The organism is Butyrivibrio sp. LC3010 (assembly GCF_000424385.1).
Taxonomy (GTDB): domain Bacteria; phylum Bacillota; class Clostridia; order Lachnospirales; family Lachnospiraceae; genus Butyrivibrio.
In genome coordinates, this window is the sequence record NZ_AUJU01000004.1 from 164729 (window position 1) to 181142 (window position 16414).

Here is a 16414-nt window from a genome sequence, read left to right on the forward strand (position 1 = left end):
ATTTTGAATAAGGGGACTATGGATATTAGGAAAAAGTTTGAACAGCCTTTGGTCGATTCTGATACTGTCGCTGAACTTTCCAAAAAACTTATAGAGGCAAATCTAGAGCTCAAGTGTGCAGAAAATGAACGAAAGATCATGTTGGAAAATATTTCACATGATTTAAGAGCACCGCTTACGGCTATCAGAAGTACAATAGATTATCTTTTATTAAAGAATAATGATGAATCTGAGAGTATTTCCCAAAATGAACTTGACTCATTTCTAAACCTTCTCGATATGAGAACAAAAACATTGGAAGTGCTTGTAAAGGATCTGTATTATCTGACTTGCATTGATAGTGGGAGTGAGGAATTTAAATTCAGAGAAATTCCTATAGCCCAGTTTTTGGAAGAATATTTTTTTGCTGCAGAGATTGATGATAAATATGATGGATATAATCTTGAACTTTCTGTTCCTGATGAAATGATGCAGGTGGTATCAATAGATATCGCAAAACTTAGCAGAGTGCTTGATAATCTATTTAACAATTCAAGGAAGTATTCTGATAAAGGCAGCACAATTACACTGGGAGCCTATCCATGCGAAAATGAAGTTTGTTTTTACGTCAGGGATAATGGGCGCGGCATATCAGAAAAAGCCATACAATACATTTTTGACAGAACATACAGAGAATCAAATTCGAGAACTCCTGAGAAGGAGATAAGCAGCGGCCTTGGTCTTTCAATAGCCAAAAGCATTGTTGAAAGACATAACGGAAGAATAGAGTGTAAGAGTAAATTAGGCGAGGGAAGTACATTTTCGATTTATTTACCAATATTACAATGAACTGGAAGAAAAGCATGATGAAAAAAGTAAGTATTGTAGTTCCAATCTATAATGGCGAAAAGTACATAGATAATTGTGTTAAAAACCTGCTGAAACAAAGCTATTCAAATTTCGAAATCATTTTAGTGGATGATGGAAGTGTTGATAACACAGCTGAGCGCTGCGATTATTATTCTAAATATGACACCAGAATAAAGTCTATTCATCAGAAAAACAGCGGTGTTTGCGCGGCAAGAAACTTTGGGACAGATGCAGCAACCGGAGATTATTTGCTATATATTGATGTAGATGATGACATTGTTCCTAACCTTGTTGAAGATAATGTTAAATTAGCTATTGAGAATGATGCAGATGTTGTATTTTATAGCTTCTGGTATCATGATTTGGATTCAGATATACGTACAGAAAATACTTATGAAGGTTTCTTTTCCGGGAATAATGAAGAGTTTTTTATAACAAAACTAACAGAAACAATTGATCATGAGCTTTTTAATGCGCCATGGAACAAATTATTTAATTTGGAATTTGTTAGAAAAAATAATCTTAGGTTTGTTCCGGAATATACAATCTATGAGGATATTACATTTTCAGCGAATATGCTACAGTTTGCTAAGCGAATAGTAATAAATCCCAATAGATATTATGTATATTATATAAGAAAATCCGGAAGCGGTTTGTCTACATATTCTGAGCATTATTTTGACTCTGTAACAAGGTTTTATAATGATGCTATGGCGTATTGTAGTCAGTATTCAGATAATGAATTTCAAAAAAATAAATTTACTAATTTATATATAAAATTGGTAACGACGAACTTAAAACAGATAAGCTGTAGAAAGCAGTTTACATTTAGCGATAAAATCTCAAGAATTTCAGATATCTGTGATAGTAAAACATTTAGAGATGCACTTGGTATCAGAGATATAGAAAGAAGAAAGAAATTAATTAAATTTCTTGTTCTATCTCATAATAAATTAGGAATATTACTTATGTACAGCTATCTAGGTCGATAATAATTAGTTTGATAGGATTTTTGGTAAGAATAATGGATATTTCAGTAAAGAATAGAATTAATTCGCTCAATGGATTAAGAGGTATGGCATGCTTGTGGGTTTTTTTGGCCCATATTGGAATTGTTGCATTTGATCGTTTTGGAAGTTTGGGAGTTAGTGTATTTATTATCCTCTCGGGATTTTTAATGGTTTATTCCTATTTAGATAATAATAGAATATATGAGATAGGAATTGCCCAGAATTTTTTATTTGCATTAAAAAAAATAAAAAAATTATATATACTACATATTTTTATGATTATAGTGTCTATACCACTCTTAATTATGAATAATAGGATTGAACCTGATGAACTATTTGTACCACACACAATTATAAGAATAATATTGTGTCTGCTATTGCTTCAGTCTTATGTACCTGATTTGGATGTGGTTTATTCAATCAATGGAGTTGCCTGGTATTTAAGCGATTGTTTACTCTTTTATTTCATTTTTCCATGGATATTTAAGATTATAAAAAAATATAAAACGAATAGAGAACCTCTGATGTTTTGCATAATACTGATTGTTGTGCGATTTATATCAGCATATTTTGTAAATGTTCACTTTGTTGAGCCCAGTACGCTTGTTTGGTTTTCATATATATTCCCGGTTATTCGATTACTAGATTTCATTATAGGTTGTAATTTGGGATATATATTCATGAGAATGAGTATATCTGCAAATAATATATTATTTTTTTCAATACTAGAGCTGATTGCAATTTTAGTTTCGTTTTTTGGAATGTGGTTATATGTAAAAGAACCTGCTAAGATAATGGGAATTACTCCGGGGGTTATATGGATTATTCCAGCATGTATGATCATTTTTGTAACCGCAATTAACAAGGGGATATTTACTAAGTTATTATGTAATGGATTTTTTTACTTTTTTGCTGGTATAAGTGCAGAAATGTTTTTGATTCATCAGAAAGCGATTGGGTACATTCAATTATTGGTTCAAATAGTGTTCGGTGAACAATATATTAAAAATGTAGTGACAATTATAATCGAATTATTGGTGGCGATTATTATGAGCAAAGCTTGGATTATGATTTCAAAAAGAAAGAAGATGTTCGTATGAAAACAAAAAGATGGAGAATCGTTGTTACATATATAATTTTTATATTTGTTGCATTTTGCTTTATATTGTGTGCGTCAGCAACTACAAGTCCATTATATCCTCATTATAAAGGCTGGGATTCTGGTCTGTTTCAAGTGATAGGTAAAGGTTGGAGCCAGGGGTATATACCCTATAAGCAGCTATACGATCAAAAAGGACCTGCATTATTCTTCATAGAAATGCTGGGATATCTAATTACAGGGAATAGATATGGAGTATTTTTAATCCAGGTACTATTCATGTTTGTCTCTATTTTAGCAATATTTAAAATACTTTCAAGGTCTTTTAAGGAAGTGTTTGCTGCAATATTGTCTATTTGCGTTATTATTGTTTTTGCATGTAATTATGAATTTGGTAATCTTTGCGAGGAATATGCAAATCCTTTTCTGATAATTTGTCTTTATTTTGTTTCTGAATGGTTAGATAAGAAGACTAAGAAGAAACCGGATCACAATCCTATGTGGGCTCTTTTTTATGGGATTACGTTTGGGTTTTGTTTTATGTCCAGACTTACTAATTCTATAGCTGTCTGTATGGCTGTTTTTTTTATTATCATTTATCTTGTAAAAAATGGTGCATGGGTTAGTTTGATAAAAAATGCTATAGCCTTTATATGTGGAACAGCATTAGTGACTATACCATTTGTACTATATTTTGCAATAAAAGGCTGCAGCTATGAATTTTGGTATGGAACACTCCTCTACAATATATCTTATGCTTCTAATTCTAATGGTGGAATAAGCACTATTATAAAGGGAGCTATGGGACAGATTGGCAGTTATGCTATTATTGCAGCCGGTTTTATTCTCATTATAAAAAAAGAATATTACGAGGGGCTGATGTACATTGCTTTAGGACTTGGTACAGAGTTTTTATTAATGAATATTATGAATTTTGGTCATTATGCAATGATAACATTTCCGCTCCTTCCTTTAGCGATTTATGAATTAAAGAAGACTTATGATAAAAGTGATGACTACAGTGGTGGGAAAGTATTTAGATATATTGTGCTAATTATTTTGATTGGAACATGTAGTATAGCTTTAATTCGTACAGGTAAGGAAGCGATTAAACTAAAAAAATATTATGATAGGTTTTCTGTATCTTCTTCAGAAGACGCAATTGCATCTTATAAACAACTTTTAGATTTTGTGGAAAAGATACCTGAAAATGAGCGTGATCAGGTTGTGGGATATGGGACTAATCCGTGGTTTTATTTGGATATGGATATTACTCCAGCTAACAGATTTTTTGTTATGCAGGATTGGCAGGCTGAATTTAGTGAATCTTTTAGAGAATACTTATTAAAGGAATATAATGAAAATAAACCATCCTGGATAGTATATAGTGATTCTAAAACACCTGTTATAAAAAACATTCTTGATAACTATTATGAGGTTGTTGATTCTGAGCCGGTAATTAATACTGAGGATGGCAGTGAACTAATTCTATATCATTTAGTTAATCATTAAGGCTAAAGAATAATTAAGAAAATGATGAGGAGAGGGAACGACAATGAAAATTTCTAATTGCTTTAAAAATGATAAATGTATTTTGTTTTTTAAATGCTGCCTAGCAGCTTTTTGTGTTCTATCTATATGTACCAAAAGTTCATTTTTATACCCAATAAATAATTGGGGAGATGCAGGCTGTTATTACATTCAGGGCAGAGGAATTCTTGAAGGAATGGTTCCTTATAGGGACTTGGCAGAGCAAAAAGGCCCGGCAATATTTTTTGTATATTCACTAGGACTTCTTTTGTCAAAGTCAAGTTTTATAGGTATTTTTTTGATTGAAATAATTTGTGCAGCATTTTTTTTATTTTTCTCAATTAAGATTGTTGAGATTTTTTTTGATGTAAATACATATGAATTTGGTATAGCAGCTTTACTTGCGGCATCTGTATATTCTTCATATGTTAACAGACATGGTGGTGGACCTGAAGAAATGTCACTTGCTTTATTTTCTTACATGCTATATTTAGCTGTTAGGTATGTTGTAAAAAACAAACTTCCAGCTGCTAATGAAATGATTATGCTGGGAATATGTGCAGGTCTACTTTTTTGGACGAAATATACTTTATGTGGAATATATATAGCATTACTTATTTTTATGCTGATTCATTCTATTAAAGAAAAAGAGGCAAAAGCCTTTTGGCTACAAATTGCATACTTTGTTTTGGGATGCATAATTATTTCTATTCCGATTTTGTTGTTTTTTGCTGTAAATGGTTCGCTAATGGATCTATTTATAAATTATTTTTATAACAATATTTTTTTGTACAGAAAAAATGAAGCGATGTATAAAGGTTTTGGCGATAATATGAAGATGGCAGCTACATTGCTTTTTAAAGCTAGAAACATATGTGCAATAATGCTGATAATACTAGGAAATACATGGATTCTGATAAAAAAGAAATATGAATTATTTATAGGAATAACAGGTTCGTTTATTTTATCATTTGTTCTGATAAATATTGGAGTAGTACAAAAATACGGAAATCTACCGCTTTTTGTTTTTACTGTGTTTGGTTTTTGTCCTATAGTTGAGTTTTTAATTAAGAGACGTTTTAATGGAAATTTTGTTATAAACTTATGCATAGTTGTAGTTGCCGTCATTGTTTCATATGTTTTTTGTCTACATACTCATGATTTGTTTAAAAATAAGTCAGATATGCCTCAATATGCATTTGCGGATGAAATGAAAAGCTACGGATTAGATGACTATGATATGCTTGTTTATGGAGTTCTAGATGAGGGATACTATTTTGGAGATGGGGGAATGCCAAAATGGAAAGCCTTTGTACAGCTGAATCAGGGTGGAGACGAATTAATTAATCTTCAAAACGGATATGTTGATAAAAAAGAGCCTGAGTTTATTATTTCCAGATATATATTATGTGATACCACAGAGTATAATGAGGTTGTTGAAAAGCTTGAGAAGAATGAAAAGAAAGAAGTTAGAGTTTTTGATAATTTCAGTTATGAATTAATAGATGAAAAATATTACTTTTATGAAGAATATTATCAAGCAATACGGCTATACAAAAGAAATGACATATGATTTGAAAAGTTAAAATTATGTTACTTGTGAGGAAATGGTAAATGAAGAGAATTGAAAAAAGTTTGCTGATATTTATTATCATAATAACAGCAGCAATGATAGTATTTTTAGGAATAAGGAAGGTTAATTATCATTGTGATGAAATTTGGACTTATGGACTTTCGAATCATATTGGTGGAATTAATCCTGAATTTGAAATTGGAAAGAGCTATACAGGAAAAGGACCATTTGAGAGTTTTACGGAGGTTTTAGAGGGAGAGTCATTTAATTATGCCAACGTTTGGGAGAACCAGGCAAAGGATGTTCATCCGCCATTTTATTATATTTTAATGCATACTATATGCTCTATATTTAAAGGTACATTCAGTAAATGGTATGGAATTTCGTTAAATATTTTTTGGATGACTCTGATTTTATCGGTTCTTTATATACTTGCTAAAGAAATAACAAAAAGTATACCGGCTTCCTTTGGAGTTGTTATAGCCTATGCCACATCAGTAGTATTTCTTGACACTATGTTGTTGATCAGAATGTATGCACAGTTTACATTTTTTGTAATCCTGTTAATGTATATTTTTAAAAAGAACTGGGATAAAAAGCCGGAAAAACAATTTCTGATAAAACTTGGAGTTGTATTGTTTTTTGGTATGTTAACTCACTATTATTTTCTGTTTATTGCATTTTTTATGTGTCTTGTATATGGAGTAAGACTCATAATAACAAAGGATAAGATAAGTATAAGGAATTATATTATTTCAATAGCTATAGCTGGATTTGTATATGGTATTGTCTGGTATCACATTTTAGCTCATATTTTTAACGGATATAGAGGAGAAGAAGCTATAAAGAAAGCAACCAGTTTTGGAGGCTTGATTTCAGGATTTATGGGTATGCTTGGATTACTAAATAAGGAGGCTTTTGCTGGTTTTATTATATTATTTATAGTTGTTGGGGTAATCTTCATTATCATGAAATTAAAAGATAAGACGCTATCCATAGACTTTTGTGGATATCTTATTCTTTGCGGTATATTTTATACTCTTATAGTAGGTAAAATTAGCCCGGCTATTACAACTAGATATATAATGCCCATTTCTTGGATATTTATAATGTGTGCTTTTTTGGCATGTAGGGAAGTGCTTCAGATTTTTGTTAAATCGAAGATATCTGAATATATGATAATAGCTTTATTCTGTATTATTTCATTTTTTAATCTGGCAACTAGAGATTTTTATATTCCAATGGATTATAATGATACGAACAAAATGGCTGCCATTAAGATGGCGGAAGAGAAAAATGTAGTGGTTTATGTTGATCTTAACTGGAAAATTCTGTATGATTTTGTAATACTTCAGAAAGCGAATAGCTATGTATTTACAGATGAGAAGACTTTTTGGCAGACAATAGATGCACAAAAGGAAGATTACATTTTGATTCTTAACCTCGAAGAGGACAAAGAAAATCCAATAGAAAAAATTGATGCTGAATTATTATATGATGATGGATTAAATTACTACTATATGGTAAAAAAGTGATTCAAAAATAATTGCAATTTTATAAAATGACTATTAATGAATAAATCAACAGAGCTCATATTGCTCTGTTGATTTATTCATATAGATTAACTATAATAGCCAAATTACCTGATTCAATAGCTGCTTTGTATTTATGTAAAGAAGTAGACTCATGAGCATTATTTATACCTATTCGAACATATGAGCTACCGATAGGAATTGATAAGTTTTTTTCAGTAAAACCATCCCAATCATTTATTTTTTCTAGTAGATTCCCTTTAGAATCAAAAAAGTATATATAATGAATACGCTGATCGGACATATTAGATCTTGCATATAATCCAATATATATCGTTTTTTTAGTTTTGGGTATATCGTATCCACCATTTTTGTTTTTGTTTACTACAATAGTGCCCCAATTGCTATCTGAAATAAGTTCACCTGTATCCTGATTGATTGTCATATATGAATAATCATCCCAGGAAGATAAAACAGTAGAATCGTTTGAGGTATAAGCTCTAGGTGTCATTATGGCAGATATCATAGACTCATTACAAGTTAATGTCTTTCTGTCAATAATTGCGAAATCACTGCCATTATCCCAATATATGCATTTTATACCATGATCAGCAGCGCGTGATACATAATTTGAAGCATGTATAGCTCGATATTCAGAAGGAGTGAAGCTATCTGTTGAGCCCCATTCATCGATTATTACTGGAGCACCTGCTTTTTCAGAAAAGGCTTGTAAAGAAGAAAAAACTAGATCAATCGCTTGATCAAATTGAGGAGAATAATCGTGAACAGATATAATCAACTTATCCTGTACGATATCCTTTGGTAAAACATAAGCATCTTGAAATTGATCACCTGTTGCGTGAAGGAGAGTCGGAACTAATAAAATTCGATTATTGTTTTCGTCACCGGAGCTTCTGATAACATCAACGAATAATTGGTTAAGCTCATTCATCTGCTGGGCAGCTTTTTTGCCAAAACTCCAGTATTTTTCATAATTATCTACTTCATTGTAAGCTTCAAATAATAAATGCGTATCGTAAGAAGAGAAAGTTGTTGCAATTTCTGTCCAAAGGGAAGTTGCATCGGCTTTAATTTGATTGAATTCTTTTTCATTTACACCTGTGTGGAAGAGGTTTCCATCATGATGGATATTGATTATTACATAAAGATCATCTGAAACACAGTAGTCCACAACTTCCTTAACTCTTTTTAACCAATCAGGATGAATGTGCAGATTGCCTTTATCATCACGAAAAGTATGAGTATGCCAGGTTACCGGTACTCTAATAATATTAAAGCCCAGCTCTTTGACATAATCAATTTGTTCCTTGGTAATTTCGGGATTTCCCCAAATGGTTTCCTGGGAAAGGTTTCCATCACCTGTAGGCTCTCCATAATGAGAATCCAGAGAGTTTCCAAGATTCCAACCGCTAGTCATCTGATTTACGAATGCATTTGCAGTAATATCTGTATTTGCTGCAAATGAAAAGAAGAATGTGAAATGAAAAGATGTGCAGAATACTATGATAAATATAAAAATAAAGCTAATAGATTTTATTTTCATATAAACTCCAATATTTGAGAAAAATAATCTTTGATTTTTTATGTAATCAACGAATATAGTTAAATACATTAATGAATTAAGAGTATATGGCGATTATATATTCTTGTTTTTTATACTGATAATATTATAATAAAGTGTCAATAACAAACAAGATTCTATGTAATTTTTTAGGATGAGTGATAAATGGAAAATGGCAGAATAAAAAATGAAATCAAAAAAATAATCATATCGATTACTTTAGCGACTGTAGTACTGTTGATGTCAGGAGTAATGCGACCCTTATATGCAGATGTGGACAATTTTACAATTTCGCTTGTAACAAATGGGTTATATGATACAGAGAATTATTGTATTCATTTACATCCTTTACTATGCATAATAATAAAAATGATTTGTATGGTTTTTCCAAAGGCTGATGGATTTTTATTATTATCACATTTTCTGATATGGCTTGAACTTACTTGGATTGTATATTTATCCTTGACTTTACCAAAAAGCAGGGCTTTTCAGGTAGGGGGGTGTGGCCTTGCTATTTTTGTGGTTATTGCTACTGGTTTATTTAGTGCAAATTACACAATTCAAGGAGCATCATTTGTTTTTACTGGATGGCTAACTTTTTTTGTGGGAAATTGTGAAAAAAAGACTGTGTTCAGAACTTTGGGAATAGTTTTTATCTTTTTTGGTACAATGTGGAGAATTAAAGCAGCTTTAATTTTTTTACCTTTCATAATATTGGAGCTTTTTACCATTTTATATGAAAGCCTCATATTGTCATTAAAAAAACAGCATAATTGGACATGGAATACTATTGTATTTGCTATGGTTATAATTTTGATTATAAGTCAGAATTATGTAGAAAAAACTGAACAATATTCAGATGCTGTAAGATATGATCAGGAAAGGACAATATTAGAAGATTATCCTGTCCTGGAATGGAATGATATTAGTGGGAAACTTAATAATATTGATGAATTGGATTATGATGCTGTTTTACAGTGGTTTTTGCTGGATACTGATAGGCTTAATTCAGATACTTATGGCAAAATAGCATCAGTTGCAGCTACAACAAGATATCCATTAAACCTATCTGGAATCAAAACCGCAAGCATAATAATGGTGAAATTTGTTATTAGTCAAACCAAAGTATTGTGGCTCGTTTTAATAAATATAATATTAACGATACTGATTATTCTGTTTAGTAAGATTGCTTTATATAGAAAAGTAGAAAGCATATTAGCAGTTCTTGGTGGGATAATAATACTTTTATATTTTACTATACTTGGACGTGCATTTTTGCGTATCTGGTATGCTGTGATATATGCGATTTTCTTAATTTTATTATTACAAGTAATTAGAATGACTAGGGAAGACGGAATTTCAAAAAAACAACTTTTTCTTAGTGCTTTGATTGCGATTATCTCAATTATTTCTGTAATGTTAATATGCATACATCAAGGCTTTACTAAGCCTAATACTGCATTACTTGCCAGAAGCGATATGACTGATGAATTATTTGAAAAAACTTGTATAGGTAATGATTTCTATTTTTGGGGAGATTGGTTCACAAAAGTATCGGATTATTATATGAGTGAAGGAAGACTCCCGAAAGAAGAATTCCTAAATCATAATTCAGATGTAGGAAGCTGGGTTTTCGGACAAAAATATTACATTAAAAATTTGGCTGATGTGGGCATTTCAAATCCAATAAAAGCATTATTAGAAAGAGATAATACATATTATATAGCAGATGATTGTCAGTTTGCTCTAAAATATGTGCGAAGATTTTATGGAGAAGATATAGAAGCAGTTCAGGTGGATGTAATATATAGCACTCCGGTATGGAAGTTTGTTCATGCAAGCAAGTCATAAATACTTTACATGAATAATAAATCAAAAGAGTATAAGATTATATTTGAAGAGATATATTGATGATCTTGAAAAATCAATGTATTTAGGAATATGGATAACTATATTAAAAAAGGATTTATATGAAAAGGTATACTTTATACGGACTTACAATTGAATCAGAAGTAGAGTTCATGCAGCTTGATGAAATCAATTCGGCACAAGAGGGCAGTAGTGAAATACAAATTGATGCTACTATTAGGCAGCGAGAATGTGAATATGAAGTAATAGATTATTTAACTGAACATGATTCCTTGAAAAGAAAATATGAAATTGGACTTGAGTATTCATGTTTTATGAATATAGGAGGATATTTTGTTATCCAAAATGGAAGGGAGATTATTTTTCAGACAAAAGAAGACTATACGCCAGAAAAAGTATCTCCTTGGCTTCTAGGATTTTCAATGGCAATGTTACTTTTGCAAAGAAGAATTCTTGCTATTCATTGCAGCGCAGTTACTGATGGTGATAGCGGTGCATTCCTTATTTCAGGGGAGATGGGAGCAGGTAAATCATCACTTACGAGAAAGCTTATCGAAAAGGGTTTCAAGATAATGGCTGATGATGTAGCTGCTGTAAAAATGGAAGCAGTAGCTTATGATAATGAAGAAAATAAAAGATTAAGTGCCGATTATATTGAAACCTGGAACGTGTTGGATCATGCAATGGTTTTTCCGGCATTCCCTTACCAAAAGTTATGCAGGAATGAAGTAGAGAGCAGAAATTTTTCTAAAGATGAAATAATATATATCGATGAAAATAAGGATAAATTTTTGGTTCCAGTTAAGGAATGCTTTGTTGATAAACCGAAGAAGTTGAAATTTATGATATATTTAATCACTGCAGATATAAAAGAACTTAAGGTACAAAGACTCTCTGGGCTTGATCAGTTTATGGCTTTAAGAAATAATATTTTTTTGCATAGGCTATTTGGTGAATGGGAGAATGATAAAGAAATTATTGAATTATGTATGAGAGTATCGGGGAAATGTCCTGTATACTTGATATTGAGACCAAAAGAAGGGTACTATCAGGAACAGATTTCTGATGAAGTAATACGTATAAATAATGAAGTAAGAAATTTTTAGAATTACAAGAGGTGGAAAATGTCAGCTATTTGGGGGCACATAGAATTTGGTGAAAGCAATTGCTTAGTAGAATCAATGTCTTCTGAGTATAAACGAAAATGCAAGCTTGATAATATTAATGAAGTTAGATTCAAAAATTCGCTAATAGGTTCGGGGTTACAAATTATTAACGATGAAGATAATTTTGAGAATATGCCCTATATAGTGGATGATGGGAATACTATTATTGTTGCTGATTGCATACTTGATAACAGAGTGGAATTATTATCACAACTTTTTCCGGGATATTCGGGTATAGAAGATGATCCTTTAGTTCCGAGTGTAAAACTATTATCATTTGCTTATGAAAAATGGCATTATGACTTTGTAAAGTATATTAAGGGTATATTTTCTATTGCCATTTATAATACCATAGAAAATAGAGTATTCCTTTGTACAGACAGAACATCTAGTAGATGTTTGTATTATTATAAGGATAATAACAGTCTGACATTTTCAACTTTACTTAGTCCAATTAAGGAGTTATATCCTGAAATAAGCAAAAATGAGATGTATTTAAGGGATTTCCTGTTAAGTCCTGGGGTTATGCCAAATTTGTCTTCTACAGAAACCCCATGGGAAAATGTATATATTATTGAAGCCGGTTGTTATTTAATGGTTGAGTCCGATGATGTGAATTTATATAGATATTATGAACCTAAAGTATATGAAATATCTGATGAAATAGATGTTTTAAAAGATGATTTTCTTAGTATATATAGGAATGCGGTTTCTCAAGCACTTAGAACTAATGGCGAGGTGGGAATAGCATTAAGTGGAGGAATGGATTCGACATCAGTTGCAGCTTTGGCAGCTCCGAAACTTCAACAAAAGGGCAAAAACTTAATTTCATATACATACGTTCCACATTATGACATGACTCCATTTTATAAGCGTGAGTATATTACAAATGAATCTGCTTATGTTAGGGAAATGGCTAAAGCTTACCCGAATATTGAAACAAATTTTACAGATAATGGAGGAAAAAGCTTTTTTGGTTATATTGATGAGATTATTGATATTTTGGAAATACCATTTAAAGCTTATGTTAATCTGCCATTATTGTTAGAAATATATAGAACAGCTTATCAAAGAGGCTGTAAGATATTCCTTAATGGGCAAACCGGAAATAACAGTGTTTCTTTTGGTGATATTGATGATATTGTTTTTGAGTTGTATGAATCCGGAGAATATTTTAAAGCCTTAAAATATTACAATAATTATTGTAAAATTGCGGGTATTAGTAGAAAATATAATATTCCTATAGAAATAAAGAAAACTTTAAATCAGAGAAAAATTAACATGGAACAAATAGGATTAGATGAAGAATTAATTAATCCATACGTGAATATAAGCCTTCTGGATGAGTATAGTTTTACTGATAGAAATAAAAGTGGTTTACCTTTAACAAATGTAGCAGCAATAACTGCAAAGGAGGACTTTAAAAAAATACTATATATGCTGCCAGCTTTATCTTACATAGGAGCTATGGAAACTAAAATGGGGTTGTATACCGGGATTGTAATACGTGATCCCACAAGAAGCCCAGAAGTTCTTGATTATTGTCAATCAATTCCGTATCATTATTACTGTTATAATGGTATACCAAGATACTTAATACGCGGCTTTATGAGCGAATTACTTCCTAAATGTATACTGTTTCCAATATTTAAAAGAGGAATACAGAGTACAGATTGGATATATAGACTGGAAAATGAAAATCGTATCTATGAACTTGTTAATAATGAATATAAGTTAGATAATTTAAATAAATATCTGAATATTTCGGCCATTAAAAAAGTGATTCATGATAGAAAAGCATTTTCATTAGAAAACGAAGATGAGTATTTATACCTGTTTATAACATATATTTTTAGTCGGTATTATAGAAGAAAAATATTACAAGTTTGATAGAATGGTATACATATATTTGATAAGTATGTATATTATAAATTGTAATTTATATATTGTTTTGGAGGAATGTTTACAATGAAGAAATGGGAAAATGCTGATATTAATTTTATTGAGTTGAGTTCTACTGAAGAACATTGGCTTGGTAAAATGTGGGATGGAGGTTATATTGGAGACGGACATATATCAGGACATGCTACTAATGATCCAAAGGAATCGGTTATTCCTGCAATTCCGTTGACTCCTGCTAAACCGACACCTCATCCGGTAGATCCGGTAAATCCTGATGATAGCAGAACAGATGTACTTAGCTAATGCTGTGTTATTATTCTAAATAATTATCATTGAATTACAAAAGAGGATGGAACTGCTTTTTTCATCCTCTTTTATAATCTAGTTTTTTAGTAGTAGATAAGGAATACAGAGCTTAGGAAATACCTTCAAAGTTTATATGGTGTTTTCTTGAATGCGCAATAAATATGAGAGTAATGGAGTTAGCTGATTGATGAGAACTATTTTTGCCTATATAAAATGAGTTTTGTTTCTTCATCATCATCTGGAATATCTTCTTCGTAAACTATTTCATAATTAGTTTGCAATAGTTCAGTTATAATAGTCTCATTTGGATGATTACAAGCAATCCATTTGGGACTTTTTGTTTCGAATTCATCAATAAGATTATTCTTTAGCTCTTCTGAAAAGCCGGCTTGCCAATCCTGAAGAGTGAAATATTTACACTTAGGTTGAATATCTAAAACTATATAAATACTTGAATCCATTTCGTATAATGCAACAGAATCCCTGTCATTAGCTGGAATGTTTTTTACGAAATTCAATTGTTGTTCGTACTTTTTATCTGAATCACTTCCAGGGAAGGTCATATAAAAGCGAAATTCGCTATAAAACTGTTTAATGGTTCTGGCCGCAGTAATACCTAATAAGCAAATCACAAATATTTGAATTAGTTTATTTATATAGATAGCTATTTTTGATTTATGGTTAGAATCACGTAATAACAATATAAGTTCATAAAATGCTATAGGAAGGTACGGGAATGCAATCATATAGTAATGCCCAAAATGTAACATATGCATAAATAATACTTCCGTAGAGAGTCCAATCACGAAAAAGAGGATTCCTTCATAGAATTTTCTACGTGTGGCATATATTATACCGACAACCATTAAAGCATAACTTCCTAATTGACTAACAATGCTGCCTGCCATAATGGATAAACTTGTTTTAGATTTAGCAGCGTACATGAAATTATACAAAATTGTGCCAAACCAAAAATCATATGTTGTATGGTTTAATGCAAAATAAATCATAAATGGAACAACCATACAGCACGTGCCCAATATAAATGCGATGATATTTTTAAGTATATTCATGTAACTTTTTGAGATTATCAGATATATAAGAATGAAAAAAACAACCACACAAACACTAATTGCATTAGTTAATCTGGACATCATGCAAAAGCCAAATGTAATACCATATACAAAAGCGTATATAGGATCATGATTTTTGCGGTTTTCATTTTTATCATGTAGCCAATTAGTAAAACAATATAAACATGCTAATAAAAATGGATTTGCATATTCTTCGGATGAATTACCGGTATCATAATTCCACATGAATGCAAAAATACCAAATGAAGCAATTATGAGCGATATTTTTTCAGAATAGATACGGCGAAAAATTAAGAAGATTATTATTTCAGAAGCCAACATAAAAAGGATTTGTAATAAGAAAATACCATATCTATTTCCAAGAAGCATATAACCTAACATGTTAATGAAGAATATAGCGGGACCCTTTTGGTCAAATAAATCCTTATATGGTATTAGGCCTTCACACCAGCCTTTTCCAATAACCTGAAATATATTAGAATCTGTGCCCTTAAAATAAAAAGTCGGGCTTGTTGTTGTAGATGCCAAACCTACAAACACTATTGCGGATAATAACATACATCCCAGTACGCAAATATAATTGATACTTGTTTTGTTTTTCATTAGAAAATCTCCTAAGTAAATCTTTAAAATGATTTCACATAAATGTAAAGCATGTTTTTTATGAGGTATTATATTATATTGTTTATTAGATAAAAATATGCATATAATAATTGATTTTTTATGGTTTCTAGCTGAGAAAATCTAGGATAAAGTATACCATTTTAGGATGGTTTATTTCTACATTTTTTATTTATTTAAGCGTAGTAGGATGCTTATTTGCTTTTGCAGTTACCAGAATTGTTGACAAAAAAACTTGTATTTGTGTAATATTTTCATTGGTAAAGCTAAGAATTTGTAAT

Annotated in this window: 12 protein-coding genes; 10 read left to right on the forward strand and 2 right to left on the reverse strand. The window is 30.9% G+C overall.

The window, feature by feature from the left end:
• The first annotated feature begins 18 nt into the window (after window positions 1-18).
• The 6 genes from G622_RS24295 to G622_RS0104700 are packed head-to-tail and all read left to right on the forward strand — an operon-like array spanning window position 19 to window position 7596.
• Entirely contained in the window at window positions 19-828 is an 810-nt protein-coding gene (locus G622_RS24295; RefSeq protein ID WP_026509726.1) for a sensor histidine kinase, read from the forward strand.
• A 14-nt stretch (window positions 829-842) separates the two neighbouring features.
• A complete protein-coding gene (locus G622_RS24300; RefSeq protein ID WP_196814176.1) occupies window positions 843-1841 on the forward strand; it encodes a glycosyltransferase family 2 protein in 999 nt (332 codons plus the stop codon).
• Between the two features lie 32 nt (window positions 1842-1873).
• Window positions 1874-2959: an acyltransferase family protein gene (locus tag G622_RS0104685; RefSeq protein ID WP_081675178.1), complete on the forward strand. Its 1086-nt coding sequence runs from the start codon at window positions 1874-1876 to the stop codon at window positions 2957-2959.
• A complete protein-coding gene (locus tag G622_RS0104690) occupies window positions 2956-4470 on the forward strand; it encodes a glycosyltransferase family 39 protein (protein WP_155831416.1) in 1515 nt (504 codons plus the stop codon). Before G622_RS0104685 ends, G622_RS0104690 begins: the two co-directional genes overlap by 4 nt.
• A 43-nt stretch (window positions 4471-4513) precedes the next feature.
• Window positions 4514-6061, forward strand: a complete 1548-nt coding sequence (locus tag G622_RS0104695; protein WP_026509729.1) for a glycosyltransferase family 39 protein — start codon at window positions 4514-4516, stop codon at window positions 6059-6061.
• A gap of 41 nt (window positions 6062-6102) precedes the next feature.
• The gene (locus G622_RS0104700; protein WP_026509730.1) at window positions 6103-7596 is read left to right on the forward strand and encodes a hypothetical protein; all 1494 of its coding nucleotides are present in this window, start codon (window positions 6103-6105) and stop codon (window positions 7594-7596) included.
• A gap of 73 nt (window positions 7597-7669) precedes the next feature.
• Here the strand turns inward: G622_RS0104700 and G622_RS24305 are convergent, their stop codons facing one another.
• The gene (locus tag G622_RS24305) at window positions 7670-9157 is read right to left on the reverse strand and encodes a glycoside hydrolase family 5 protein (protein WP_049945686.1); all 1488 of its coding nucleotides are present in this window, start codon (window positions 9155-9157) and stop codon (window positions 7670-7672) included.
• Window positions 9158-9340: 183 nt separating this feature from the next.
• Between G622_RS24305 and G622_RS0104710 the strand changes: the two genes are divergently transcribed.
• The 4 genes from G622_RS0104710 (at window position 9341) to G622_RS0104725 (ending at window position 14415) form a co-directional block, all read left to right on the forward strand.
• Window positions 9341-11026 (forward strand): hypothetical protein, encoded by a 1686-nt coding sequence (locus G622_RS0104710; RefSeq protein ID WP_026509731.1) that lies wholly within the window; start codon window positions 9341-9343, stop codon window positions 11024-11026.
• Window positions 11027-11145: 119 nt separating this feature from the next.
• Window positions 11146-12150 (forward strand): hypothetical protein, encoded by a 1005-nt coding sequence (locus G622_RS0104715; protein ID WP_026509732.1) that lies wholly within the window; start codon window positions 11146-11148, stop codon window positions 12148-12150.
• Window positions 12151-12168: 18 nt separating this feature from the next.
• Window positions 12169-14100, forward strand: a complete 1932-nt coding sequence (locus G622_RS0104720) for an asparagine synthase-related protein (protein ID WP_026509733.1) — start codon at window positions 12169-12171, stop codon at window positions 14098-14100.
• A gap of 78 nt (window positions 14101-14178) precedes the next feature.
• The gene (locus tag G622_RS0104725; protein WP_026509734.1) at window positions 14179-14415 is read left to right on the forward strand and encodes a hypothetical protein; all 237 of its coding nucleotides are present in this window, start codon (window positions 14179-14181) and stop codon (window positions 14413-14415) included.
• Window positions 14416-14612: 197 nt separating this feature from the next.
• Here the strand turns inward: G622_RS0104725 and G622_RS0104730 are convergent, their stop codons facing one another.
• Window positions 14613-16115: a glycosyltransferase family 39 protein gene (locus G622_RS0104730; protein ID WP_026509735.1), complete on the reverse strand. Its 1503-nt coding sequence runs from the start codon at window positions 16113-16115 to the stop codon at window positions 14613-14615.
• Window positions 16116-16414: the final 299 nt, after the last annotated feature.

Coding starts and splice junctions, on each gene's coding strand:
- G622_RS24295 (WP_026509726.1), top strand. CDS start 19: ATGGATATTAGGAAAAAGTTTGAACAGCCTTTGGTCGATTCTGATACT.
- G622_RS24300 (WP_196814176.1), top strand. CDS start 843: ATGATGAAAAAAGTAAGTATTGTAGTTCCAATCTATAATGGCGAAAAG.
- G622_RS0104685 (WP_081675178.1), top strand. CDS start 1,874: ATGGATATTTCAGTAAAGAATAGAATTAATTCGCTCAATGGATTAAGA.
- G622_RS0104690 (WP_155831416.1), top strand. CDS start 2,956: ATGAAAACAAAAAGATGGAGAATCGTTGTTACATATATAATTTTTATA.
- G622_RS0104695 (WP_026509729.1), top strand. CDS start 4,514: ATGAAAATTTCTAATTGCTTTAAAAATGATAAATGTATTTTGTTTTTT.
- G622_RS0104700 (WP_026509730.1), top strand. CDS start 6,103: ATGAAGAGAATTGAAAAAAGTTTGCTGATATTTATTATCATAATAACA.
- G622_RS24305 (WP_049945686.1), bottom strand. CDS start 9,157: ATGAAAATAAAATCTATTAGCTTTATTTTTATATTTATCATAGTATTC.
- G622_RS0104710 (WP_026509731.1), top strand. CDS start 9,341: ATGGAAAATGGCAGAATAAAAAATGAAATCAAAAAAATAATCATATCG.
- G622_RS0104715 (WP_026509732.1), top strand. CDS start 11,146: ATGAAAAGGTATACTTTATACGGACTTACAATTGAATCAGAAGTAGAG.
- G622_RS0104720 (WP_026509733.1), top strand. CDS start 12,169: ATGTCAGCTATTTGGGGGCACATAGAATTTGGTGAAAGCAATTGCTTA.
- G622_RS0104725 (WP_026509734.1), top strand. CDS start 14,179: ATGAAGAAATGGGAAAATGCTGATATTAATTTTATTGAGTTGAGTTCT.
- G622_RS0104730 (WP_026509735.1), bottom strand. CDS start 16,115: ATGAAAAACAAAACAAGTATCAATTATATTTGCGTACTGGGATGTATG.